Raw genomic sequence first — 24,899 nt, 5'->3', positions numbered from 1 at the left:
GACGGGCCTGCAAAACAAAATGTCGCGCAGTGTATCAGGTCGCGGCCCCTGCCTTGGGGCCGCGCGCGATAAATGGTGAGCGAATCACGCCTCGATTTCGGGCTCCGGTTGCGGTTTGCGCGCCGGTGCTTCGGGGGCCATGCGTGGCGACAGTTGCAGGAAGATCGACGCCGCCAGCATCGCCAGCACGCCGACGCACAGGAAGGTCAGCTGAAACGCACCGAGCACGTCGCTCACTTCGCCCGTCGCCACGTCGTCGCTGAACCCGCCCAGCAAAGCAGCCGCGCAGGCGACGCCGAGACTCAGGGACAACTGCGCAACCACCGACAGCAGACTGTTGCCGCTGGCGGCACTGGCATCGTCGAGATCGATCAGCGTCACCGCGTTCATCGCCGAGAACTGCAGCGAGTTGACCCCGCCCAGAAACGCCAGATGAATCAACAAAAGCCAGTACGGCGTGTTGGCACTGACCAGCGCCATGCTCGCCAGCAGAATACCCAGCAGCAGCGTATTACCGGTCAGCACGATGCGATAACCCAGCCGTTCAATGGCTTTGGTCGCCAGCGGCTTGGCGAACATCGCTGCGAGGGCCAGGGGAATCATGCTCATGCCAGCATGTGATGGCGAGTAACCCAGCGCGACTTGCAGCATCAGTGGCAGCAGAAAGGGCAGGGCGCCGCTGCCCAGGCGGGCAAACAGATTGCCCATGATGCCCACCGCGAAACTGCGGGTCTTGAACAGCTGAGCGGAGAACAACGGCGCTTCCACGTGACTGGCGCGCAACCAGTACGCCGCCAGGCAGGCCATGCCGCCAAACAACAGCATCACCACCCGCAAGTGCGGCAAGTGCAGTTCGCCCAGGCCTTCCAGTGCAATCGTGATCAGCACCATCGACGCGCCGAATAAGCCGAATCCCACCAGATCAAAGCGCGTACGGCCGCCCCCCTGAAGATCGGGGATGAATTTGCGCACGGCAAAACAACCGAGAATCCCCACCGGAAGGTTGATCAGGAAGATCCAGTGCCAGCTCAGGTATTCCACCAGCCAGCCGCCAACGGTCGGGCCCATCAGCGGGCCGAGCAGGGCGGGCATGGTAATGAAACTCAGTGTGCGAACCAACTCGGTGCGGGGATAAGCGCGCAGCACGATGAGCCTGCCGACTGGCATCATCAACGCTCCGCCGAGGCCCTGAATCACCCGCGCGCCCACCAGCATGCCGATGGAGTTGGACACCGCGCACAGCAACGAGCCGAAGCTGAACAGCAGGATGGCGCTGAAGAAGATCCGTTTGATGCCAAAGCGGTCGGAAATCCAGCCCGACGCGGGGATCAGCAGGGCGATGGTCAGCATGTAGGCGATGATCACCGACTGCATGCGCAATGGATCTTCCGCCAGCGAGCGGGCCATGGACGGCAACGCGGTGTTGAGGATCGTGCCGTCCAGGCTTTGCATGAAAAAGGCAATGGCGATGACCCATGGCATCCAGCGCAGGGTGCGGGCGTCCAGCTGCGGTGTTGAGGTCGGCATGTGGATCGAGGGTCCTTATGGGATAGGTTTCTTCTGGTTTTGTAGGAGCGACCGGGGTGGCGCTCCACCTTGCCCGCGATTGCGTTATGTCTGTGTCCTGTTTATTGCCTGACACACTGCATTCGCGGGCAAGCGCGCTCCTACGCCCTTCGGGCAGAATCAACAGCAGCCTCATGCGGCGCAGAGGGCATGTTTTGACGTCGGCGTTACAGCGTCAGCGTCAACGCACTCAGTAATGCGCCCGGCAGCAGATTCGAGGCGGTCTGGCGCTGACTGTAGGTACTCGTCGACAGCAGGAGTTCCCTTTCAGTGGTCAGTTGTTCCAGCGCCGCGCCCAGCAGGCTAAAGATACTGTCGTCGAATCGCATGGTGTTGACCGGTGCCTTGATCTGCCCGTCTTCAACCCAGAACGTGGCGAAGCGCGTCATTCCGGTGATGCGCCCGGCGGTGCGGTCTGAAAAATTCAAATACCACAGGTTGCTGATGTACAAGCCCGTGCCCAGCGCTTTCAACACCTCATCCAGCGCCAGCGAACCGCCCTCCATGCTCAGCGCGCTCGGCGACTCGCCCCAACCTGCGCCGTTGGCGACAAGGCCATATTCGGCGGCGCTGCGCGAGTCGATCATGCGATCCCGGGCCACGCCTTCGGCCACCAGCGACAGGTCCATGCGCGGATAACCCTCGCCGGAAAACGCAGGGGACAACGAGCCGCTGACCTGTTCGTTCAAACTCACCAGCGGACTCAACGTAGCCTGGCCGTCATAAAGCCGCTGCAAGGGGCTGGTCTTGTCGGCCAGCGACTGCGCGGAGAATCCACCCCAGCACAGCATGCCCATGACTTCTTCCAGCGCGGCGGGCGCCAGATAGGCGCGGTATTGTCCGGGCGCGAGGGCATGTGCCGGGCGTCCAAGAAACGCCAATTGCTCACGGGCCAGGGCGAAGCGCCGTGCAAAGCCTTCGTCAGTCCACGTGTGCCCGGCGTAGTTGGCTTTCACCGCCTGGCCGTTCTCATGGAACAGGCTCCAGTCGACATTGAAGCTGTTGGCCTGATGCCAGCCCAGCGCACCGCTTGAACTGGCGAAGCCGCGATAGATCGGCCCGGCCGCGTAAATACCAACCAGATCCAGCCCCTCGCCCAGTTGCGCGATCTGCTCGACGACATGGGCGCTGTCCGGCAACGGCGTCTCCTGCACGTTGCTGCTCTGCCAGGCCTCTTCGTTCAGCTGCAGATAAGGATCTTCCGGCAACAGCGTCAGGGTCTCGCGCAACTGAGTCAGGGCTTCGCTCAGGCGATGTCGATCCACCTCGCCATCGCCCGACAGCGTCAGGCTCAGGTTGGCGTGACGGCCTGCGGCGATCAGCTTAAAGGTCACGCCGGCCTGCTGCACGTGGCCGGCCTGACGCACCTTGGCGTGGTTGAAGCGAATGAAGTCCGAGGCTTCTGCGTCATAGCTGAGGGTATAACGCTCGTCCGCCGTGACCGCACCGTGCAGCCATTCGGCCAGGGCCTTGAATTGCGCTTGATGGGACATCATGCGTCACCTCCGAAAACATCAACGCGCGCGAACACGCAAGCGGGCGAGGCATGCCCTACGCGGATCACTTGATTGGGCTCGCCTTTGCCGCAGTTGGGCGTGCCGAGGACCTTGAAGGTGCTGGCGTCGCCGACCGCGCTGAGGTTGCGCCAGAACTGGGCGGAGATCGCGCGGTAGTTCGGGTTTTTCACCACGCCCTTGAGCTCGCCGTTCTCGATCAATTGGCCCCACTCGCAGCCGAACTGGAATTTGTTGCGCGCATCGTCGATCGACCATGAGCGGTTGGTGCTCATCAAGATGCCGTGTTCGATGCCGCCAATGAGCTGCGCCATCGACTGGTCGCCCGGCTCGATATTGAGGTTGGCCATGCGGTCGATGGGTGCGCGGTTCCAGCTGGACGCGCGGCTGTTGGCGACGCCTTCCATGCCGCTGCGGTATTGCGACAGGGCGCCGCCCAGCGGCCTCACCAGTACGCCGTCCTTGATCAGAAATTGCTTGCTCGCCGGCGTGCCGTCGTCATCAAAGCCGTAGCTCGCCAGTTGCTCGGGGATTTCAGGATCGAAGGTCACGTTGAGCAGGCTTGAGCCGTATTGCAGGCTGCCGAAGTCGCTGGCTTTGACGAAGCTGGTGCCGGCGTAGTTGCGCTCATCGCCCAGAATGCGGTCCAGCTCCAGCGGGTGGCCGATGGATTCGTGGATTTGCAGGGTCATCTGGTCGGGCGTCAGCAACAGATCGCGCTGGCCGGAGGGCGTGTTCGGCGCCATGACCAGTTGCAGCGCCTGATCGGCGACGTTGACCGCCGCACCGATGATCCCGCACGAAGCGATGACTTCCGCGCTGCCTTGCTGGCCGAAGTTCTCGCGGCCGAGGCTGCGGGTCTGGCTGTCTTGGCCGTCGTAAGCCGTGACGGTCAGGCCAGGGAAGACGAAGCGCTGGGCCTGACGAATCTCGGCGCCGGCGTTGTTGAGGTAGATCTGCTCGACGTTCTCGAGTCCCAGACTCACCTGCCAGTTGACCAGGCGCTCGTCCCTGGGCACCGACGCCGATTCGGCATTGAGCAGGGCGTAGCACTCGCTGAGCAACGGAAATGCGCTTTGCAGGTTGGGCGAGAGGTAATCGGCACGGGCGGTGGCGACAGCATGGTCGCGCAGGTCGAGAAGGGAATGCGGGGCCAGTTGCCGCGCTTGCATTTCAGCCTGCTCCAGCGCCGTTTGAAGTCCGCGCTGGGAAATATCGTTGGTGGCCGCGTAGGCTTCGACGCCGTTGATGCGCACGGTGAGCATCGCGCCCTCGTCGATGCTCAGATGCGGCGGCTCGGCGACGTTCTTGCGCACCGACAGGTGCTGGCTGGTCTGTTTGACGTAACGCAGGGAGAAAAACGGGGCGCTGCTCTGCAGGGCGGCGAACCGCTGCTTGAGCTGAGCGGAGAAGTCGAACATGCAGGAAGGCTCCTTGGCGATTCGGACAGGCAATGGCCCGAATCATAGCGCGGATGATCACTGCAGCGGGGGTGGGAAGGACAACGCGCGCGCAGCGCGCCATTGTGGGACCGGCTTTAGCCGGGAAGGCGTCGGATGTCACACCGCAAAATCGCGGGTGTACCCACCGGCCTCTTCCCGGCTGAAGCCGGTCCCACTGACACGGCGCTTGACCATTGTGGGACCGGCTTTAGCCGGGAATGCGTCAGGTGTAACACCGCAAAATTGAGAGTGTGCCCACTCGCCTCTTCCCGGCGGAAGCCGGTCCCACTGACACGGCGCTTGACCATTGTGGGACCGGCTTTAGCCGGGAATGCGCCAAACATCACACCGCAAAATCGCGGGTGTACCCACCGGCCTCTTCCCGGCTAAAGCCGGTCCTACGGACACGCCGCGAGACCACTGTGGGACCGGCTTTGGCCGGGAATGCGTCAGATGTCACACCGCAAAATCGAGGGTGTACCCACCGGCCTCTTCCCGGCTAAAGCCGGTCCCACTGACACGGCGCTTGACCATTGTGGGACCGGCTTTAGCCGGGAATGCGCCAAACATCACACCGCAAAATCGAGGGTGTACCTACTGGCCTCTTCCCGGCTGAAGCCGGTCCAACGGACACGCCGCGAGACCACTGTGGGACTGGCTTTAGCCGGGAATGCGTCAGATGTCACACCGCAAAATCGCGGGTGTACCCACCGGCCTCTTCCCGGCTAAAGCCGGTCCTACGGACACGCCGCGAGACCACTGTGGGACCGGCTTTGGCCGGGAATGCGTCAGATGTCACACCGCAAAATCGCGGGTGTACCCACCGGCCTCTTCCCGGCTAAAGCCGGTCCTACGGACACGCCGCGAGACCACTGTGGGACCGGCTTTAGCCGGGAATGCGTCAGATGTCACACCGCAAAATCGCGGGTGTACCCACCGGCCTCTTCCCGGCTAAAGCCGGTCCCACGTAGCGCTTGCTACTGCGCCAACGGGCCCACTTCGCGCATCGGCTTGCCACGCACAGGCGCGTCGCCTGCGACGTAGTAATCGGCGGTGCTGCGCGGCAGCGGGGCGCGGCCGCGGATCTTGTCGGCGATTTTCTCCGCCATCATGATCGTCGGCGCGTTGAGGTTGCCTGTGGTGATCAGCGGCATGATAGACGCATCCACCACGCGCAGCCCTTCCATCCCGTGCACACGGCCCTGACCGTCAACGACCGCCATTTCATCGGTGCCCATCTTGCACGAGCAGGACGGGTGATACGCGGTCTCGGCGTGCTCACGGATAAACGTGTCCAACTGCTCGTCGCTCTGCACGTCGATGCCCGGGCTGATTTCGCGGCCACGGTATTGGTCCAGCGCCGGCTGCTGCATGATTTCGCGGGTCAGGCGAATGCCGTCGCGGAATTCCTGCCAGTCCTGCTCGGACGCCATGTAGTTGAAAAGAATGCTCGGGTACTCGCGGGGATTCTTCGATTTCAGCTGCACGCGACCACGGCTTGGCGAACGCATCGAACCCACATGCGCCTGGAAACCATGCTCTTGCACGCCCTTGCTGCCGTTGTAGTTAATCGCGACCGGCAGGAAGTGGTACTGAATGTTCGGCCACTCGAATTCCTTGCGCGAACGAATGAAGCCGCCCGCCTCGAATTGGTTGCTGGCGCCGATGCCTTTGCCGAGGAACATCCACTCGGCGCCGATGGCCGGCTGGTTCCACCACAGCAGTGACGGGTACAGCGAGACAGGCTCTGTGCAGGCGTACTGCAGATACATTTCCAAGTGGTCTTGCAGGTTCTCGCCAACGCCCGGCAGGTCGTGAACGACTGGAATGTCGAGCTTCTTCAGCAGCGGCGCAGGGCCGACGCCGGAACGCTGCAGGATCTGCGGCGAAGCAATTGCGCCGCCACACAGCAGGACTTCCTTGCGAGCGCGCGCTTCGATGCGGGTGTCGCTTTCACCGACCATGTAGGCCACTCCGACTGCTCGCTTGTTGTCGAACAGAATCCGGTCGGTCAGCGCGTGAGTGACGATGGTCAGGGTCGAGCGCTTCTTCGCTTCGTCCAGATAACCACGGGCGGTGCTGGCGCGACGGCCGAACGGCGTGACGGTGCGGTCCATCGGGCCGAAACCTTCCTGCTGATAACCGTTGAGGTCCTCGGTGCGCGGATAACCGGCCTGCACGCCTGCTTCCACCATCGCGGCGAACAGCGGGTTATTGCCGGCCTTGGGCGTGGTCACGCTGACCGGGCCTTCGCCGCCGTGGTAGTCGTTAGGGCCGATGTCGCGGGTCTCGGCCTTGCGGAAGTAGGGCAGGCAATCGAGGTAAGACCAGTCTTCCAGCCCCGGGTTTTTCGCCCAGCCGTCGTAGTCCATGGCGTTGCCGCGGATGTAGCACATGCCGTTGATCAGCGACGAGCCGCCCAGGCCCTTGCCGCGACCGCATTCCATACGACGGTTGTTCATGTGCGGCTCTGGCTCGGTCTCGTAGGCCCAGTTGTAGCGACGGCCTTGCAGCGGGAACGCGAGCGCGGCCGGCATCTGCGTGCGGAAATCAGCGCGATAGTCCGGGCCGCCGGCTTCAAGCAACAGCACGGTGACGCCTGCGTCCTCGGTGAGACGGGCTGCCAGGGTGTTACCGGCGGAGCCGGCGCCGATGATGATGTAGTCGAATTCTTGGGACATTTGAAATGCTCCCTCTTTGAGATATGTCTGAAAATGGAGCGAATGTACGCGGTCGAAATCTGTAGGAACCGGCTTGCTGGCGAACGCGATGAGTCAGGTTCTGCAACGTTGAATGACCTGACGCATTCGCGGGCAAGCGCGCTCCTACAAAAGCGGTGCAGGATCAGAACACCGACGCGTAATCGCCCAGCTCGACCTGTACCGATTTGATGCGGGTGTACTGCGCCAGCGAGCTGATACCGTTTTCACGACCCACGCCCGACTGCTTGTAGCCACCGACCGGCATTTTCGCGTCGGACTCGCCCCAGGCGTTGATCCAGCAGATACCGGCTTCCAGTTGATGGATCACGCGGTGCGCGCGGTTCAGGTCCTTGGTCACGATGCCGGCGGCCAGGCCCATTTCGGTGTCGTTGGCGCGGCGGATCACTTCTTCCTCGGTGTCGTAGCTGAGGATGCTCATGACCGGGCCGAAGATTTCCTCTTTAACGATGGTCATCTCATCGGTGCAATCGGTGAAGACCGTCGGCGCGACGAATGCGCCGTTGCCCAGCTCACCCTCGGTCAGACGGTCGCCGCCGATCAGCAGGCGTGCGCCTTCTTCCTTGCCCTTGGAGATGTAGCCGAGCACGTTTTCCATGTGCGCGAAGCTCACCAGCGGGCCGAAATTGGTGTTGTCGTCTTGCGGGTTGCCGACGCGGATGCGTTTAACGCGCTCAAGGATTTTCGCTTCGAACGCGGCCTTCAATGCGCTCGGGACGAACACGCGAGTGCCGTTGGTGCAGACCTGACCCGAACTGTAGAAGTTGGCCATCATCGCGATGTCGGCGGCACGATCCAGATCGGCGTCGTCGAAAATGATCAGCGGAGACTTGCCACCCAGCTCCATGGTCACTTCCTTGAGCGACGAGCTCGACGCGCTGGCCATGACTTTCTTGCCGGTCTGTACGCCGCCGGTGAAGGAGATCTTCTCGATGCGCGGGTGCTCGGTCAGCCAGCTGCCGACGTCGCTGCCGGCACCGGTCAGCACGTTGAACACGCCGTTCGGCACGCCGGCTTCGGTGTAGATTTCTGCCAGCTTCAGCGTGGTCAGCGAGGTGACTTCGCTTGGCTTGAAGATCATTGCGTTACCGGCCGCCAGCGCCGGGGCGGACTTCCAGAGGGCGATCTGAATCGGGTAGTTCCACGCGCCGATGCCGACGGTGACGCCCAGCGGCTCGCGGCGGGTGTAAACGAACGAAGTGTCACGCAATGGAATCTGCTCGCCTTCGATCGCAGGCACCAGGCCGGCGTAGTACTCCAGCACGTCGGCGCCGGTGACGATGTCGACGTACTTGGTTTCGGAGATCGCTTTGCCGGTGTCCAGGGTTTCCAGCTCGGCCAGTTCATCGTTGCGTTCACGCAGGATGTCGACGGCACGACGCAGGATGCGCGAGCGCTCCATGGCGGTCATGGCGGCCCAGATTTTCTGGCCTTTTTCGGCGCTGACAACGGCGCGTTCGACGTCTTCTTGGGTCGCGCGCTGCACCTGGGCCAGGACTTCGCCATTGGCCGGGTTGATGGCGTCGAAGGTTGCGTCGCTGCTGGCGTCCACGTAGCTGCCGTCAATGTAGAGTTTTTGCAATTCGAAACGGGCCATAAAGTCCTCGCAGTAGTCTGGGATGGGTGACGACCGAGTGCGCCGCGCGCTGCCTTGGTCGTGATGCCGGCTGCTTCAGCTCGGCGCTTTTGCCAGTTGAAAGTCCATGTACTCGTAGGCGATCCGTTGCGCTTGTTCGGTGTCGAAGGCGTCGCCCGAAAGCGCGCCGCGCAGCCATAAGCCGTCGATCAATGCCGCCAGCCCCCTGGCTGCGCTGCGTGCTTCGTCCAACGGCAATGCGCGACGGAACTGGCAGCAGAGGTTCGAATACAGGCGGTGATCGTTGATCCGCTGCAGCCTGTGCAGCGAGGGCGAATGCATGCTGGTTGCCCAGAAGGCGAGCCAGGTTTTCATGGCCGGGCCGTTGACCTGACTGGAATCGAAGTTGCCCTCGATGATCACTTTCAGGTGAGCCCGCGGGCTGTCGTCGTTCAACGCCCGGCGCCGCTCGGCGACGCTGGCGATCAGCGCATTCATCAGGTGGCGCATCGTCGCTGCGATCAGGCCGTTCTTGTCCTGAAAGTAGTGACTGATGATGCCGTTGGAGACCCCCGCCAGTTTGGCGATCAGCGCAATGCTGGCATCGCCCATCCCGACCTGATCGACCGCCGTCAGGGTGGCCTGGATCAACTGTTGACGCCGAATGGGTTGCATACCGACCTTGGGCATCTGTAGGGCTCCTTGATGTGCCGGGTGATCGTGAGTGGCTGGAAACGGCGTCCACTGTAAAGCTTTTTAATTGAACGTTCAATCAACAAAAAGTTGCAGGCGCGTGCGATCACCGATCTGTAGGAGCGCGCTTGCCCGCGATTTCGGTGTGTCAAGCGGCAATACATTTTGAGTGTGCCGGCGCCTTCGCGGGCAAGCGCGCTCCTACAGGTTTAGGCGTTCGCGCGATGCAGGGTCGACGCGAATCCGTAGGAGTCGGCTTGCTGGCGAACGCGTGCGTCAGGCGCTGTCTCAGCCGTGATTCTTGCCCAGCAACGCGTGGTACAGCTCGCTGTCGCCGAGGATGCCGACCAGTTGGTTGTTCTCCTGCAGCACCAGCTTGTTGCCGGTGTGATAGCGGATCTGCAAGGCGTCGCGCATGCCGATGTCGGAGTGGACAACGGTCGGTTTGCGGCCGAGGGTTTCCACCGACTGGCCCGGCTCCCAGCTTTGCAGATCAAGGGTCGCGCCATGCTGGTGGGCGCCGGTGATGGCGTTGCCGTCGGACAGATCAATCCAGGTGTCGTCGCTCGGGTCCAGGCAGACCTGAGAACCGTTGATGCGCGTGCACTGGGTGATCGGACGCATCAGGCTGCGACCGCACAGCACGTTGAGGGGGTTGGTGTGGGCGACGAACGTACGCACGTATTCGTCTGCGGGATTGAGCACGATCTCTTCCGGCACGCTGTACTGAATAATCCGGCCGTCCTTCATGATCGCAATGCGGGTGCCGAGCTTGAGCGCTTCGTCCAGGTCGTGACTCACGAAGACGATGGTCTTGTTCAGCTTTTTCTGCAGCGCCAGCAGTTCATCCTGCAAGCCCTGACGGATCAGCGGATCGAGGGCCGAAAACGGCTCGTCCATCAGCAGAATGTCAGCGTCCATCGCCAGCGCCCGGGCCAGGCCGACACGCTGCTGCATGCCGCCGGAAAGCTCGTCGGGCTTCTTGTTGCGCCATTGGGTCAGGCCCACCAGCTCCAGCTTTTCGTCCACCAGCGTGCGCCGCTCTTTCTCGGGGCGGCCCTGCATTTCCAGACCGAAACTGATGTTCTCGCGCACTGTCAGCCACGGCATCAGGGCGAACTTCTGGAACACCATCGCGATGCGCTTGGTGCGCATCATCTTCAGCTCGGCGGGGGTGCAGGCGGCGATGTTGATCTGCTTGCCTTCGTGCTCGACGAACAGCGACCCACGGCTCACTGTGTTCAAACCGTTGATGCACCGCAGGAGACTGGATTTGCCCGATCCGGACAGGCCCATCAGCACGCAGATCTCGCCTTTGTTGATCTCCAGCGTGGCTTTTTCGACGCCGACGATCTGGCCGGTTTTCTTGAGGATTTCGGCCCGCGTAAGGCCCTGGTCCAGCAGTTTGAGAGCTTCACGCGGGTCTTTGGAAAAGACGACGTCAACCTGCTCGAATTTGATGATGCTCATGCGTCGGCCCTCACTTTGGCGTCCGGTTGTTTGCAGATCCGGTCGAGCATGATCGCCAGCAATACGATCGCCAGGCCCGCTTCGAAGCCCAGTGCGATATCAGCAGTGTTCAGTGCGTTGACCACAGGTTTGCCCAAGCCGTCCGCCCCTACCAGCGCGGCAATCACCACCATCGACAGCGACAGCATGATGCACTGGGTGATGCCGGCCGCGATGCTCGGCATGGCGTGGGGCAGTTCGATGCGGGAGAGCAGTTGACGGCGCGAGCAGCCGAAGGCTTTGCCGGCGTCGAGGAGTTCTTGCGGGACATCACAGATGCCCAGGTAGGTCAGGCGGATCGGCGCAGCGATCGCGAACACTACCGTCGAAATCAGGCCCGGTACCACGCCGAGGCCGAACAGGGTCAGGGTCGGGATCAGGTAAACGAAAGTAGGGACGGTCTGCATCAGGTCGAGCACGGGGCGCATGCAGGTATAGAACATCGGCTTGTGCGCGGCAATGATGCCCAGCGGCACGCCGATCACGACACAGACCGCCGTGGCGAACAGCACTTGCGCCAGGGTCTCCATGGTTTCCTGCCAGTACCCCAGGTTGAGGATCAGCAGGAAGGAAATGATCACAAATGCGGTCAGGCCCCATTTGCGCTGAATGAAGTGGGCAAGCAGGGCAACCAGGCCGATCAGCACGAAGGGGTTGAACCAGGTCAGCCCGCCGGTCAGGCCGTGAATCATGGTTTCCAGTGACGAAGCGATGGCGTCGAAGGTGCTGGCGCCGTGCTGCGTCAGCCATTCGACAAAGCCGGCGATGTACTGGCCCAGGGGGATTTTATGATCAGTCAGCATGATGTCGGTTGTCCGCGTGCGGGATGAAAAGAGGACAACAGGCGGGCGTACCCGCCTGCCTGTCGAGTTACTTCGTCAGCTCGGCTTTTGCGGCTTCCAGGCCAGGTTTTCCGTCCACGGTGCTGACGCCCGCCAGCCAGGTGTCGAGTACTTGAGGGTTGGTTTTCAACCACGCCTTGGCGGCGGCTTCAGGCTTCATCTTGTCGTCGAGGATGTTGCCCATCAGCGTGCTTTCCATCGGCAGGGTGAAGGACAGATTTTTCAGCAACTGACCGACGTTGCTGCACTCGGTGGTGTAGCCCTTGCGCACGTTGGTGTAGACGGTGGCTTTGCCGAAGTCGGGGCCGAAGAAGTCATCGCCGCCGGTGAGGTACTGAATTTTGAAGCGGGTGTTCATCGGGTGCGGTTCCCAGCCAAGGAACACCACGTCGGTGCTGCGTCGCGAAGCGCGGTCGACCTGGGACAGCATGCCCGCTTCGCTCGATTCGACGACCTTGAAGCCTGCGTCTTTCAAGCCGAAGGCGTTCTTGTCGATCATGCTCTGGATTAGGCGGTTGCCGTCGTTGCCCGGCTCGATGCCGTAGATTTTGCCGTCGAGTTCTTTCTTGAATTTGACGATGTCGGCAAAGTCGTGAAGCCCCTTGTCATACAGAGCCTGAGGAACGGCGAGGGTGTACTTGGCGTTCTCGAGGTTGGCGCGGACGGTCTCGACGGTGCCGGCGTCGCGGTAGGCCTTGATGTCGTTTTCCATGGTCGGCATCCAGTTGCCGAGGAAGATGTCCATGTTCTTGCCATCGGCCAGCGACTTGTAGGTCACGGGCACGGAAATCATCGTGGTTTTGGTTTTGTAGCCCAACGACTGCAGCACGACGCTGGTGACGGCGGTGGTCGCCGTGATGTCGGTCCAGCCCACATCGGAAAAATTGACCATCTGGCAAGCAGCAGGCTCTGCGGCCTGGGCCAGGATGGGGAGACTCAGCGCAACGCCCAGCAACAGCCTTTGTGAACCTTTCATGTTGGACTCCTTTGGTGTTTTCTTCTCGGCATCAACCGTAGCTGATGCGTTTTCTGGTGTCGGCGAGTCAAGTTGGGAAAACAGCTCCATCACTGCGTCTGGCGATTGAGTCGACAACGATCATGTAACAGGGAAAAACAAACGCCTACAGGGGGCGTCGTATCCAGTACACAGGGCGTCGTATCCAGTATCAGTGACGTCGCTTACAGGTTTTTTCCCTGCTCGCCGAATGATTCCCGGGACAAAAGCAGAGTGACGATACGGCAAAAAGTGCCCGAATCGGCAGCCGATCGTACTCAGGGAGCGGCGAACGCAGACACGACGTTGGTGGGCATGGGTGAGTCGGTGTGAGACGCCGCCCTGCAAAACAAAAGGCTGATGATGCCGCCATCTCGATGGATCGCTGCTTGAGCGTAGCAGCTCCATCGCCGGCCGCGCGGCGCGCCGGGAGCCCTGTTTTCGGAGGTTTGCGGTTAATGGCAATCAGCGTGTTCGACCTGTTCAAGATCGGTATTGGCCCCTCCAGCTCACACACCGTCGGCCCCATGCGCGCGGCAGCATTGTTCGTTCAGGGGCTGCGCGAGCGCGATCAAGTGGCGCAGGTGCAACGCCTCGAAGTACGGCTTTATGGCTCGCTGTCGGCAACCGGCGTCGGCCATGGCAGTGACAGCGCGGTGATCATGGGCCTGATGGGCGAATGGCCCGATGCGATCGATCCTGCGCTGATCGGCCAGCGCATTGCCGAACTGCGTGAAACCGACACCTTGAAGCTCAATGGCGATCACCCGATTTCTTTCGTGTGGCAGCGCGACATGTTGCTCATCGACGAAAACCTGCCGTTCCATCCCAATGCCATGACGCTTATCGCGTTCAATGAGCACGGCGAGTTTCATCGCGACACTTACTACTCGGTCGGCGGCGGTTTTGTCGTCGATGAAGCCCAGGCCGCCAGTGGCGTGCTCGATCGCGACGAAACCGTGCTGCCCTATGATTTCTCCAGTGCCGACGAACTGCTGATGCTCTGCGAAACCCACGGCCTGCGGGTGTCGCAGCTGATGATGGAAAACGAGAAGGTCTGGCGCAGCGAAGACGAAATCCGCGCCGGGCTCATGCACCTGTGGCGTGCCATGCAGGCGTGCGTCGAGCTGGGCTTGAAGCACGAGGGTATTTTGCCGGGCGGCCTGAACGTGCGTCGTCGTGCAGCGCGTCTGCATCGCAGCCTTCTGGAGCTGAACAAGCCGAACGTGATTGGTTCGACGCTGAGCGCGATGGAGTGGGTCAACCTGTTCGCGCTGGCCGTCAACGAAGAAAACGCCGCCGGAGGGCGCATGGTCACGGCGCCCACCAACGGCGCGGCAGGAATCATTCCGGCGGTGCTGCATTACTTCGTCAAATTCAGCGACGAAGTGAGCGAAGCCAACGTGGTCGATTACCTCTTGGGCGCGGCGGCCATCGGCATTCTGTGCAAAAAGAACGCATCGATCTCCGGCGCCGAAGTCGGCTGTCAGGGCGAGGTCGGTTCCGCGTGCGCCATGGCGGCCGCCGGCCTGGCGGACATCCTGGGTGCCACCCCGGCGCAGCTGTGCAACGCGGCGGAAATCGGTCTGGAACATAACCTGGGCCTGACCTGCGATCCGGTGGGCGGACTGGTTCAGGTGCCGTGCATCGAGCGCAACGCCATCGCTGCGGTGAAAGCCATCAATGCCGCGCAAATGGCCCTGCGCGGCGACGGCCAGCACTTTATCTCCCTGGACCGGGTCATTCGCACCATGCGCGACACCGGCGCCGACATGCACGACAAGTACAAAGAGACGTCCCGCGGCGGGCTGGCGGTCAGCGCCGTCGAATGTTGAGTCGGTAACGCCCGATCCTGGGTGAGAAGCCGGTGCACACGTAGCTGCCTGCTCGCTTTTCGCCCACGCCTCACTGAACCCGCTACGTTTTGGCGCGCGCTCACCATTGAGCTGGCGGGATGCCATCCGTATCCAGAGCCCATCGCCGACTGCCGATCACCCCGTGCGTCGGGTGACACTGCCGGACCGCCTGCCGATTCGATGGTTCACACAAGTGCTACGGAATTGCTCATCGCGCCCGCCGCGTCTGCGGCTCAGCACCCCTCGGGGTCGCGATTTGAATCGTTGTGTCGCTCCCGAATAGACGCTTCGCGACGTCGCAATCAGGGGTTGTTGAATGCTCATTCAACTTTAGGCATGGCATTTGCGTTGCAATGACAAAGCTCTCCACAGATGAGGGCGATACAACAAGAGCCTCCTGGCGGGGCCATCAACCGTTTTACGCGTGAGGAGAAATTGTGATGACTTCGTTCAACTCCGGGGCTCAACCCCAGAACCGTGCGCCCCAATCCATCGGCTTCCTGCTGTTGGACAACTTCACATTGATCTCCCTCGCGTCAGCGGTCGAGCCCCTGCGTATGGCGAATCAGCTTTCGGGCCGTGAGCTGTATCGCTGGACCACACTGACGGCTGATGGCGGCCAGGTCTGGGCCAGCGACGGTCTGCAGATCACTCCGGACGCGGCCATGCACAAGGCGCCTGTGCTCGACACCGTGATCGTCTGCGGTGGCGTCGGCATTCAGCGCACCGTCACCCGCGAACACGTCAGCTGGCTGCAGAGCCAGGCGCGGCAGTCCCGTCGTCTCGGCGCCGTGTGCACCGGCAGCTGGGCGCTGGCCTGCGCGGGCTTGCTGGACGGGTTCGATTGCAGCGTGCATTGGGAATGTCTGGCTGCGATGCAGGAAGCTTTCCCCCGCGTCGCCATGAGCACGCGCCTGTTCACCCTCGACCGCAACCGTTTCACCAGCTCCGGCGGCACCGCGCCGCTGGACATGATGCTGCACCTGATCAGCCGCGATCATGGCCGTGAGCTGTCTGCCGCGATCTCGGAAATGTTCGTCTACGAACGCATCCGCAACGAACAGGATCATCAGCGCGTACCGCTCAAGCACATGCTCGGCACCAATCAGCCGAAGCTGCAGGAAATCGTTGCGCTGATGGAAGCCAACCTGGAGGAGCCGATTGATCTGGACGAACTCGCGGTGTATGTCGCAGTGTCCCGGCGTCAGCTGGAAAGGCTGTTCCAGAAATACCTGCACTGCTCGCCATCGCGTTATTACCTCAAGCTGCGCCTGATCCGCGCCCGCCAGTTGCTCAAGCAAACGCCGATGTCGATCATCGAAGTGGCGTCGGTGTGCGGCTTCGTGTCCACGCCGCACTTCTCCAAGTGCTACCGCGAATACTTCGGCATCCCGCCACGGGACGAGCGCGTCGGTTCCAACACCGCCCAGCAGGTAGCGATGCTGCCGATCCCGCAGTCGATCGTGCTTGCTCCGTTGTCCGGGCCGCTGTCGGCGCTGAGTCAGGCGCGCAATGAATCGACGTTTGCGAGTGTGCGGTTGTAGGGCCGGGGCTTTAACGCAAAGCACCGCTATCAAACCTGTGGGGTCTGTCGGGGGAGCATGCTTCTCCGGCAGAACACTCCTCCCCCGAGCATTCACAGGTAGTTAGACTAATTCGAAATAACCCCCTCTTTTGAATCATTGCTCCGATGTATCCCTGACTGACGGAGTCAGCTCCCTGTGGCACGCATGTGTCTGTTAAAGAACTATCTCGGTGGCACTGTCATTTCTGACAGTTTTCATGAATCGATATCGCGCGTATAAAAACTTCCATACCGTTAATGCCTTCGTTGTTTAAGGATCGGTTCGTGGCAAGGAGCGCTCATCATGAAACTGTCCGTCCTGCTTTTATCCATCGCGTTGGTCTGCGGTTGCAGCAGTCAAACAACTCCTCCTCAGAAAAGTCAGAGCGTTAATACATTAGATGGCGCGGCGGTGGCGGCGGCCATCCAGGCGAACTATCTGGACACTCGGCGCAATTGCGGCAGTGAATCGATGCCTGCGTTCTTATGCTCCGGGGTATTGTTCAGGGGCACTAATGAGTCCATGGACTATCATGCTTGGAATGCTGTCCCTGGAAGGACAGGCGTATCGTTCTCTTATCTACGCAAGGACTCAAATTTCGACCACCTGGCGGTTGGCACTGATAACGGATTCATCCTCTATCCCATTCTCGCTGCGCCCGCCGACAAGGAACACCTGCAAGTGCTGTGCTCGTTCCCCATCGACGGTTACACATGGATTCGCGCGCAACCGGGGTGCGGCGAGAGTACTCAGTATCCAGTTGTTAGCAAGCGCTGTCAGTCGCAGGGCATCTCGACAGCAGCCCAATGGAAAGCTCATTTCGATAAAGGTCCCTCAGGTGCCGATCAGAACAATATCTACAGTTATGTATGTTCGTTCGATGTGCGAGACTCCATGAACGAGTTGGGTGCGGAATCGTTCTATCAGTCTCTTCAGGCCATGCACCTGGTGCCAGGCAGTTTGCCGCATCACTATAATGAAATAATTGTCCAGGCGTGGGCGCAGGATATTCCGACTCAACTTCCCATTCAGGCGTTCTTTTATGAGCAGGCCAGTGGTTTGAAAGGCGCCAGGCATGACCAGTGGGACTTTTTCAGAAGCACAGGCGGGGCGTTTATTCCAATCGTTCGTATGACACTGCCTGCTGCTGTGACGGGAAGTGCCAATTTTACCTATGACCCGGCGGACCAATATTGCCAACCGGGTGCAACGTCCTGTTTGTGACGGGCGTTGGTAAATTACTGTGTTGACACGTTAGCCAAAACCCAAACTAACGATGCATGTTTCTGTTGTATGTCGCGAGCGACGGCAACAGTTGCTGATCGATCGCCTGCCTTACCGCCGGCAGAATCGTCGCACTGCCGCTCAGCAGCTTCTCGACCAGCTTGCGCAGTTCGCGGGCGCGATCGTTATTCAGTCCGCGCACCGCCTGAGCGCACGCCTGTTCTGCGCTGACACCGGAAGGCACTTCGAGACCGATCGCCCTGAGTTGGCTGATCAGGTCGTCCTGGTCGATGAGGTCTGCGTGCATCATGACGTGCGCTCCGTTTATTGAGATTGAACCGATTCTGGTGGTGCGCGTATGAGCTCGGCAAGCGCTCGCGTCGCGGATGTCTGGCATACGTATCAGCGTGTCGTTTTCGGCTATGTAACTGTTTAATTCATTTGGCATAGTCGCCTTACTTACATTGCGCAGACTACGGTTTGGTCACCCTCTGGCCCGCGCAAATGCCTCACCCCGGTTTTGTAACGGCTTAACCGGGGATTTTTTTGCCTGGCGTTTGGACTTTCGATCGGCAGGGCATGAGTGGTCTGCGCAACATCGGCTGTTTTGATAGACTCCGCAGCCTTCCAGGAGCCGCCATGAATTACCGCCACGCCTTCCACGCCGGCAACCACGCCGACGTTTTCAAACACATCGTTCTGACTCGCTTGATCGCGCTCATGTCGCGCAAGGAGCAGCCACTCGCTTATCTCGACACCCACGCGGGCATCGGCCTGTATGACTTACAGGGCGATCAGGCCACGCGCACCGGCGAATGGATCGAAGGCATAGGCCGCCTCTGGGATGCCAATGATGTGCCTGAGATGGCGGCGGGGTACATCGACGCGATCCGCCAGATGAACCGCAAGGCCGGCGAGCTGCGTTACTACCCGGGCTCGCCCGAACTGGCCCGCCGCCTGACCCGCGAACAGGACCGCGTGCTGCTCAACGAAAAGCACCCCGAAGACGGCGCGCTGCTCAAAGACAACATGAAATACGACCGCCGTGTCGCCGTGCACCTGGGCGAAGGCTGGCATGTGCCCCGCGCCTTGTTGCCGGTTCACGAGAAGCGTGCGGTGATGCTGATTGATCCGCCGTTCGAGCAGTTGGACGAGATGAAGCGCTGCTCCGTCGCCCTCAAGGAAACCGTTGCGCGGATGCGCCAGACCGTCGCCGCCATCTGGTACCCGATCAAGGACCAGCGCGCGCTCAAGCGTTTCTATCAGGAACTGGCCGAAACCGGCGCACCGAAGCTGCTGCGGGTCGAGTTGTTCGTACATCCGCTGGACACACCCAACAGCCTCAACGGCTCCGGCCTGGCGATCGCCAATCCGCCTTGGGGGCTGGAAGAGGAGCTGCGCGAATTGATGCCGTGGCTGGCGAAGAAGCTCGGCCAGACCCAGGGCGACTGGAAGATGGATTGGTTGATTGCGGAGTAATCAGCCGTGGCTCGTGTCAGTGGGACCGGCTTCCGCCGGGAAGAGGCCAGCTTGGACTCGATCAATTCTGCGGCGTGATGCCCGACGTCTTCCCGGCTAAAGCCAGTCCTACTGGTGCACGCGACCTGTCAGTGGGACCGGTTTTAGCCGGGAAGGGGCCAGATTGAACACCATCAAATTTGCGGCGTGACACCCGACGTCTTCCCGGCTAAAGCCAGTCCTACTGGTGTACGCGACCTGTCAGTAGGACTGTCGACGCCGCCGTTGTGGCTTAGTTACCCGCCAGACTCGGCGGCATGCAGACGCCGGTTCCGCCGATGCCGCAGTAGCCCTGGGGATTCTTCGCCAGGTATTGCTGGTGATACGCCTCGGCGAAGTACACGGTAGGCGCCTGGTCGATCTCGGTGGTGATTTCCCCAAGGCCGGCCTTGGCCAGTTCGGCCTGATACACCTCGGCACTTGCGTTGGCCGCCTGCAGTTGCTCAGGCGTTGTCGCGTAGATCACCGAGCGGTATTGCGTGCCGATGTCGTTGCCCTGACGCATGCCTTGTGTCGGGTTATGCAATTCCCAGAACATCGCCAGCAGCGCTTCGTAGCTGACCTTCGCAGGTTCGTACACCACGAGGACCACTTCGGCGTGGCCTGTCAGCCCCGAGCAGACTTCTTCGTACGTCGGGTTCGGCGTGAATCCGCCCGCTTAACCGACAACGGTGCTGACCACGCCCTCTTGCTGCCAGAAGCGACGTTCTGCTCCCCAGAAACACCCCAGGCCGAAGATGGCGAACTCGACCTCGTTAAAGAACGGCCCGAGGAGAGGAGTGCCTGTGACGAAATGGGTTTCAGGCAGCGTCATGTGTGTTTCGCGCCCAGGCAGTGCCTGCTGGGCGGTGGGGAGAGCGTTTTTATTCACAAGAATTTCCGAGCGCAAGACCATGAGGCACATCCTCTCTGGGGCAGGACAACCAACAGGCGTTGTCAGTGAAAACCGTATATGGGGTCAGAATCGGCTGATGCAAATGCAGGGCGGCAAGTGTGCCGCACTGATGTGATGCGGGGAAGGGGGGCTCAGGCCAGCGGACCGCGCGGGTAGCGACGCAATTTCTCGATCAGCTCTTCGCCCGGAATCGGCTTGTCGAACAGATACCCCTGACCGACATCGCAGCGATGGCGACGCAGGAAGGCCAGCTGTGCAGCCGTCTCGATGCCTTCGGCGACCACCGTCAGCTTGAGGTTGTGCGCCATGGCGATGACCGCCGAGGTGATTTCCATGTCGTCCTGATCATCCGGGATGTCCCGAATGAAGCTGCGGTCGATCTTGATCACGTCGATGGGGAATTTCTTCAGGTAACTGAACGACGAATACCCGGTACCGAAGTCATCCATCGCCAGGGTCAGGCCGAGGGTCTTCAGCGACTCGAGTTGCAGGCGCGTGTCTTCGGTTGCTTCCAGCAGCAGGCCTTCAGTCAGTTCCAGTTCCAGCAGCGACGCGTCGAGCTGTTCGTCCCGCAGAATGCTGGCCAGCGAAGAGACCAGCTCCGGATCGGAAAACTGTTTCGGCGACACGTTGATGGCCACGTGCAGTTTGCCGTATCCGGCGGCGGTCAGTTGCTTGCTCATGCGGCAGGACTGGCGCGCGACCCATTTGCCGATCGGGATGATCAGGCCGGTTTCTTCGGCAACGCTGATGAACTGATCCGGGCGGATCATGCCTTTTTCCGGATGATTCCAGCGCAACAACGCTTCCATGCCCAGCAAACGGCCACTGCGCAAGCACAGTTTCGGCTGATAAAAGACTTCAAGTTCGTTTTGCGTCAGCGCGCGACGCAGGTTGTTCTCGACGAACAGCTTGTAGCTTGCCTCGGCGTTCAGCGCTTCAGTGAACACCTGCACCTGATGCTTGCCGTTGGCCTTGGCCTTGTGCAGCGCCAGGCCTGCGTTTTTCATCAGCGTCTGCGGATCGCGGCCATGGATCGGCGCGCAAGCCAGCCCCACCGAGCCGGTTACGCTGATCAACTGATTATCGACGAACATTGGCTTGTCCAGCGTGCTCAGCACCTGGCTGGCCACCCGTTGGCCTTCCTCGGGGCTGGTGTCGTCGAGCAGTACAGCGAATTCGTTGCTGGCAAAGCGCGCCAGAATGCCGGTCGGGCTCAGGCTATTGCGCAGGCGACGGGCGAGGCTTATCAGCAGCTTGTCGCCAGTCTGGTGGCCGAGGCTGTCGTTGATGCGCTTGAAGTTGTCGATATCCACCAGCAAAAGACTGATCGGCGTCGCGACATCGCGGGCAAAGTGCTCGTCCAGGGTTCGGATGAACGCCGGACGGTTGCCCAGACTGGTCAGATTGTCGGTGTACGCCAGGCGCTCGATCCGCTGCTGGGAGAGCTTGGCCTGGGTGATGTCTTCGTAGATGCCGATGTAATGGGTCAGCTCGCGGTTGTCGCCGTAGACCTTGGAAATCGACAGCTGGCCCCAGTACGGTTCCAGATTTTTGCGCCGGCTCTTGAACTCGCCCTGCCAGCTGTTTCCGTTAACCAGGCTGGAGTTCGCGTCTAGCAGCAGCGCGCTGAGATTTTCCAGCGCCGGCAGCTCCGACAGGCGATGCCCATGAACCTCATCGGCGGGGTACTGCGTGATCTCGGTGAAGCTCGGGTTGACGTACTCGACCACGCCGTCGCGATTGACCAGCAAAAACGCATTGGCGCTCTGCTCAACGGCACGCTGAAACAGGTGCAGGGCGCTGGTGGCGGTGCGGCGGTTGTGGTTGTTGATGGCGTGGGCAAACTGATCGGCCAGCTCACCGGCAAAGGCAATTTCATCGGACTGCCACTCCCGTGGCTTACCGGTCTGCTCGAGGCACAGCACGCCCACCACCTGGCCATCAATGCGCACGGCGGCGTCAAGAATGGCGGTGATGTCCTGGGTGCGCAGTCGCTGAACCAGTTCGCGCGTACGCGGATCCTGTTCGACATCGTTGACGTCGATGGCGCGGCTGGTGTGCAGCACGTCCAGGTAGCTGGGGAATTCGCTGATGTCGATCGCGTCGGTCTTGGGGAACGTACTGGTATCGCGGCGATACTCGGCAATCGGCTCAAGGGTCTTGCCGTTGAGGTTCCACAGGCTGGCGCAGGAGATGTCGTAGATTTCGCAGGCGCTTTTGGTGATCAGCTCTGCGGCTTCCTGCAGCGAATTGTTCGAACTGTAGCGATGGCGCGCCAGGCGCAGAATCAGGCTTTGCTGCCCACGGACCCGCTCAAGGTGCAGCAACTGTTCATGCTGGGCGCGTTGATTGAGTTCCAGCGCGATCTGCAGGCGCGAGTTCTGCACCTCAAGATCGGGGCTGATGATCTGTTCGCCGGGCTCGACCTGCTCATCAACCACTATCAGGTAGCCGCGCAGCAGATGCCGGGTGCGTTGCTTGTACCCCTCACCGATTTCCACCAGATTCAATGGGCCGCGCGTCGTGTGCAGGGTGTAGCGGATCAAGTAATGGGCGCCGCCCGCCAGTTGCATCTGCACGGCGTCGTGCAGTTGATAGCGCGCTTCGGGCTCCATGAGGCTGGCGTAAGGCGTGCCCACCAGCGCGCAGAGTTCGACGGCGGGCATGCTGAATTGTTTTTCGCAATTCGGATCCAGGTAGAGCATGGCCCAACTGGGTTCATTCAGCCGCTCGAAACGCAGCATGCCGAGCCGCGAGGGCACCGGTAATTGCGTCACGACCTCGGCCGCCGGTCTACCGGCAGCATCAGGTTGGCTTTTCATGAAGGAACTCGCTTTCAGGGTGCTGTCGCGCACGGGCAAGGAGCCCGTCTTTAAGTCGCGTGCCGCAAGGTTGCATCATGGCGAACGGGCTGACAAGTGAGCGCGATGGCTTAGTGCTATAAAACTGTCGGCAGACGGTTGATTTACTGAAGGTAATTGGTCGGATTGTCGGGGTGAGGGTGAAGCGGTTGTTTTGTGTGCATGATCAGGTATCGGCAGCGTGACCGAATACTGTAGGCGCGCGCGTGCCCGCGGTGGCGGTGGGTCATTGAGCGCTGCGGGGTCTGGAAAAAGCTGTCGCCAGCAAGCCGGCTCTTACGGCGGCGCGGCGTGTCATCTCTATTTGGAGGTTCCAGGGCCGGCGACCGTAGCAGGCGTTGAGGTAAAAATCCGGGCAAAAAAAGCCCCGCCAGTGAGCGGGGTTGAGGTACGAGCGTGGCAGCTCGAGAAAGCGAAGGCCCGTTTCGCGTGAAACGGGCCTTGTAGGGCTTACAGCAGAATCGTGCGGATGTCCGCCAGCAATTCGCTTAGACGCTTGGTGAAACGCGCTGCGGCGGCGCCGTTGATCACGCGGTGATCGTAGGACAGCGACAGCGGCAGCATCAGGCGTGGCTGGAAAACCTTGCCGTCCCAGACCGGTTGCATGGTGGCCTTCGACACACCAAGGATCGCCACTTCCGGTGCATTGACGATCGGCGTGAAGCCGGTGCCGCCAATGTGGCCCAGGCTGGAGATGGTGAAGCAGGCGCCTTGCATGTCGTTAGCCGACAGCTTTTTGGAGCGCGCTTTTTCCGCCAGCTCGGCCGCTTCGGCCGCCAGTTGCAGCAGGCTCTTCTGGTCGACGTTTTTGATCACAGGGACCAGCAGGCCTTCCGGCGTATCCACCGCGAAGCCGATGTTGAAGTACTTCTTGCGAATGATCGCCTTGCCGCTTGGCGCCAGCGAACTGTTGAAGTCCGGCAGTTCCTTGAGCAAATGCGCGCTCGCCTTGAGCAGCAGCGGCAGCACGGTCAGCTTGACGCCGGCTTTTTCAGCCACGGCTTTCTGCGCGATACGGAAAGCTTCCAGATCGGTGATGTCGGCCTGGTCGAATTGCGTTACGTGCGGAATGTTCAGCCAGCTGCGATGCAGACCGGTTGCGCCCAGTTGCATCAGACGCGTCATCGGCACTTCTTCGGTTTCGCCGAAACGGCTGAAATCGACTTCCGGAATCGGCGGGATGCCCATGCCGCCGGCAGCGCCGCCAGCAGCAGGCGCGTCCTTGGACTTGGTCATGATCGATTTGACGTACGCCTGGACGTCTTCTTTCAGCACGCGACCGTGGGGGCCGGTTGCCGAAACAGCGTTCAGCTCAACGCCGAACTCGCGAGCCAGTTGACGAACAGCCGGGCCAGCGTGAACCTTGGCGCCATTGTTCGCAGGTGCAGCGGCTGGTGCGGCAGCAGGCGCCGGAGCGCTTTCAGCTTTCGCAGCCGGAGCAGCAGCGGCCGCCGGAGCAGCCGCTTCAGCCTTGGCCGGAGCCTGGGCAGCGGCCTGAGCAGGCGCGGCAGCCGGTGCAGCGCCGGCGACTTTCAATTTCAGAATCAGATCGCCGGTACCGACTTCGTCTTCGACCTTGACGCTGATGCTTTCGACAACGCCTGCGGCTGGAGACGGGATCTCCATAGAGGCTTTGTCGGATTCCAGGGTGATCAAGGATTGATCAGCTTCGATGCTGTCGCCCACTTTGACCATCAGCTCGATGATGCGAGCCTTGCCCGACGAACCGATGTCCGGAACATGAATGTCCTGGACGGTATCCGAAGCAGCAGGTGCAGCCGCTGCGGCTGGCGCCGCCTGGGCTTCGGCTGGCTTCTCGGCTGGCTTTTCAGCAGCAGGGGCAGGCGCGGCAGCAGCAGGTGCAGCGGCAGGCTCGGCCGCCGCATCGCCCTCCACTTCCAGCTCAAACAATTCGTCGCCTTCTTTCAGTCGGTCGCCCAGCTTCACTTTCATCGCCTTGATGACACCGGCTTTAGGCGCAGGGATTTCCATGCTTGCCTTGTCCGACTCCAGCGTCAGCACGCTCTGGTCAGCTTCGATGCGATCACCGACCTTGACCATCAACTCAATGACTTCACCTTCACCGTTGCCGATGTCGGGTACGCGAATTAACTCACTCAC

16 protein-coding genes and 1 pseudogene are annotated in these 24,899 nt (G+C 61.1%); 4 read left to right on the top strand and 13 right to left on the bottom strand.

What is annotated here, in order from left to right; all coding sequences use genetic code 11:
• Positions 1 to 84: 84 nt before the first annotated feature.
• The 9 genes from mdtD to L4G42_RS21995 form a co-directional block, all read right to left on the bottom strand.
• Positions 85 to 1,527, bottom strand: coding sequence for a multidrug transporter subunit MdtD (gene mdtD / locus L4G42_RS22035; RefSeq protein WP_237253502.1), 1,443 nt, complete (start codon positions 1,525 to 1,527; stop codon positions 85 to 87).
• Positions 1,528 to 1,733: 206 nt separating this feature from the next.
• A complete protein-coding gene (locus L4G42_RS22030) occupies positions 1,734 to 3,059 on the bottom strand; it encodes a TldD/PmbA family protein (RefSeq protein WP_237253555.1) in 1,326 nt (441 codons plus the stop codon).
• Positions 3,059 to 4,501 (bottom strand): TldD/PmbA family protein, encoded by a 1,443-nt coding sequence (locus L4G42_RS22025; protein WP_237253501.1) that lies wholly within the window; start codon positions 4,499 to 4,501, stop codon positions 3,059 to 3,061. Before L4G42_RS22025 ends, L4G42_RS22030 begins: the two co-directional genes overlap by 1 nt.
• A gap of 998 nt (positions 4,502 to 5,499) precedes the next feature.
• Entirely contained in the window at positions 5,500 to 7,203 is a 1,704-nt protein-coding gene (gene betA, locus L4G42_RS22020) for a choline dehydrogenase (protein ID WP_237253500.1), read from the bottom strand.
• 163 nt (positions 7,204 to 7,366) lie between these two features.
• On the bottom strand, positions 7,367 to 8,839 hold the full coding sequence (betB, locus tag L4G42_RS22015; protein WP_237253499.1) for a betaine-aldehyde dehydrogenase: 1,473 nt from the start codon (positions 8,837 to 8,839) through the stop codon (positions 7,367 to 7,369).
• Positions 8,840 to 8,914: 75 nt separating this feature from the next.
• The gene (gene betI, locus L4G42_RS22010) at positions 8,915 to 9,508 is read right to left on the bottom strand and encodes a transcriptional regulator BetI (RefSeq protein ID WP_122533875.1); all 594 of its coding nucleotides are present in this window, start codon (positions 9,506 to 9,508) and stop codon (positions 8,915 to 8,917) included.
• 291 nt (positions 9,509 to 9,799) lie between these two features.
• The gene (gene choV / locus L4G42_RS22005) at positions 9,800 to 10,981 is read right to left on the bottom strand and encodes a choline ABC transporter ATP-binding protein (protein WP_237253498.1); all 1,182 of its coding nucleotides are present in this window, start codon (positions 10,979 to 10,981) and stop codon (positions 9,800 to 9,802) included.
• Complete coding sequence (choW, locus tag L4G42_RS22000; RefSeq protein ID WP_237253554.1) at positions 10,978 to 11,826, bottom strand: choline ABC transporter permease subunit; 849 nt, start codon at positions 11,824 to 11,826, stop codon at positions 10,978 to 10,980. Before choW ends, choV begins: the two co-directional genes overlap by 4 nt.
• Positions 11,827 to 11,890: 64 nt before the next feature.
• Positions 11,891 to 12,838, bottom strand: coding sequence for a choline ABC transporter substrate-binding protein (locus tag L4G42_RS21995; RefSeq protein WP_237253497.1), 948 nt, complete (start codon positions 12,836 to 12,838; stop codon positions 11,891 to 11,893).
• Positions 12,839 to 13,314: 476 nt separating this feature from the next.
• On the opposite strand from L4G42_RS21995, the gene L4G42_RS21990 reads away from it, so the two are divergent.
• From L4G42_RS21990 to L4G42_RS21980, 3 genes are all read left to right on the top strand, one after another.
• Positions 13,315 to 14,691 (top strand): L-serine ammonia-lyase, encoded by a 1,377-nt coding sequence (locus L4G42_RS21990; RefSeq protein WP_237259802.1) that lies wholly within the window; start codon positions 13,315 to 13,317, stop codon positions 14,689 to 14,691.
• 461 nt (positions 14,692 to 15,152) lie between these two features.
• Positions 15,153 to 16,256 carry a choline metabolism transcriptional regulator GbdR gene (gbdR, locus tag L4G42_RS21985; RefSeq protein ID WP_237253495.1) on the top strand — a complete coding sequence of 368 codons (1,104 nt, stop codon included), beginning with the start codon at positions 15,153 to 15,155 and terminating at the stop codon, positions 16,254 to 16,256.
• A 324-nt stretch (positions 16,257 to 16,580) separates the two neighbouring features.
• Positions 16,581 to 17,501: a halovibrin HvnA gene (locus L4G42_RS21980; protein ID WP_237253494.1), complete on the top strand. Its 921-nt coding sequence runs from the start codon at positions 16,581 to 16,583 to the stop codon at positions 17,499 to 17,501.
• Between the two features lie 46 nt (positions 17,502 to 17,547).
• Here the strand turns inward: L4G42_RS21980 and L4G42_RS21975 are convergent, their stop codons facing one another.
• Positions 17,548 to 17,811 carry a hypothetical protein gene (locus L4G42_RS21975; RefSeq protein WP_237253493.1) on the bottom strand — a complete coding sequence of 88 codons (264 nt, stop codon included), beginning with the start codon at positions 17,809 to 17,811 and terminating at the stop codon, positions 17,548 to 17,550.
• Positions 17,812 to 18,140: 329 nt separating this feature from the next.
• Between L4G42_RS21975 and L4G42_RS21970 the strand changes: the two genes are divergently transcribed.
• Positions 18,141 to 18,980 (top strand): 23S rRNA (adenine(2030)-N(6))-methyltransferase RlmJ, encoded by an 840-nt coding sequence (locus L4G42_RS21970; protein ID WP_237253492.1) that lies wholly within the window; start codon positions 18,141 to 18,143, stop codon positions 18,978 to 18,980.
• Positions 18,981 to 19,251: 271 nt separating this feature from the next.
• On the opposite strand, the pseudogene msrA reads toward L4G42_RS21970, so the two are convergent.
• The 3 genes and pseudogenes from msrA to aceF form a co-directional block, all read right to left on the bottom strand.
• Positions 19,252 to 19,914: pseudogene (gene msrA, locus L4G42_RS21965) on the bottom strand (peptide-methionine (S)-S-oxide reductase MsrA).
• A gap of 131 nt (positions 19,915 to 20,045) precedes the next feature.
• Positions 20,046 to 22,739, bottom strand: a complete 2,694-nt coding sequence (locus L4G42_RS21960) for a putative bifunctional diguanylate cyclase/phosphodiesterase (RefSeq protein ID WP_237261208.1) — start codon at positions 22,737 to 22,739, stop codon at positions 20,046 to 20,048.
• A 489-nt stretch (positions 22,740 to 23,228) separates the two neighbouring features.
• The gene (aceF, locus tag L4G42_RS21955; RefSeq protein ID WP_237253490.1) at positions 23,229 to 24,899 is read right to left on the bottom strand and encodes a dihydrolipoyllysine-residue acetyltransferase; all 1,671 of its coding nucleotides are present in this window, start codon (positions 24,897 to 24,899) and stop codon (positions 23,229 to 23,231) included.

This window comes from Pseudomonas petrae, from assembly GCF_021728295.1.
In the GTDB taxonomy this organism is placed as follows: Bacteria; Pseudomonadota; Gammaproteobacteria; order Pseudomonadales; family Pseudomonadaceae; genus Aquipseudomonas; species Aquipseudomonas petrae.
Note: the sequence above shows the minus strand (reverse complement) of the source record. Positions and strands in the feature narration are given on the sequence as shown.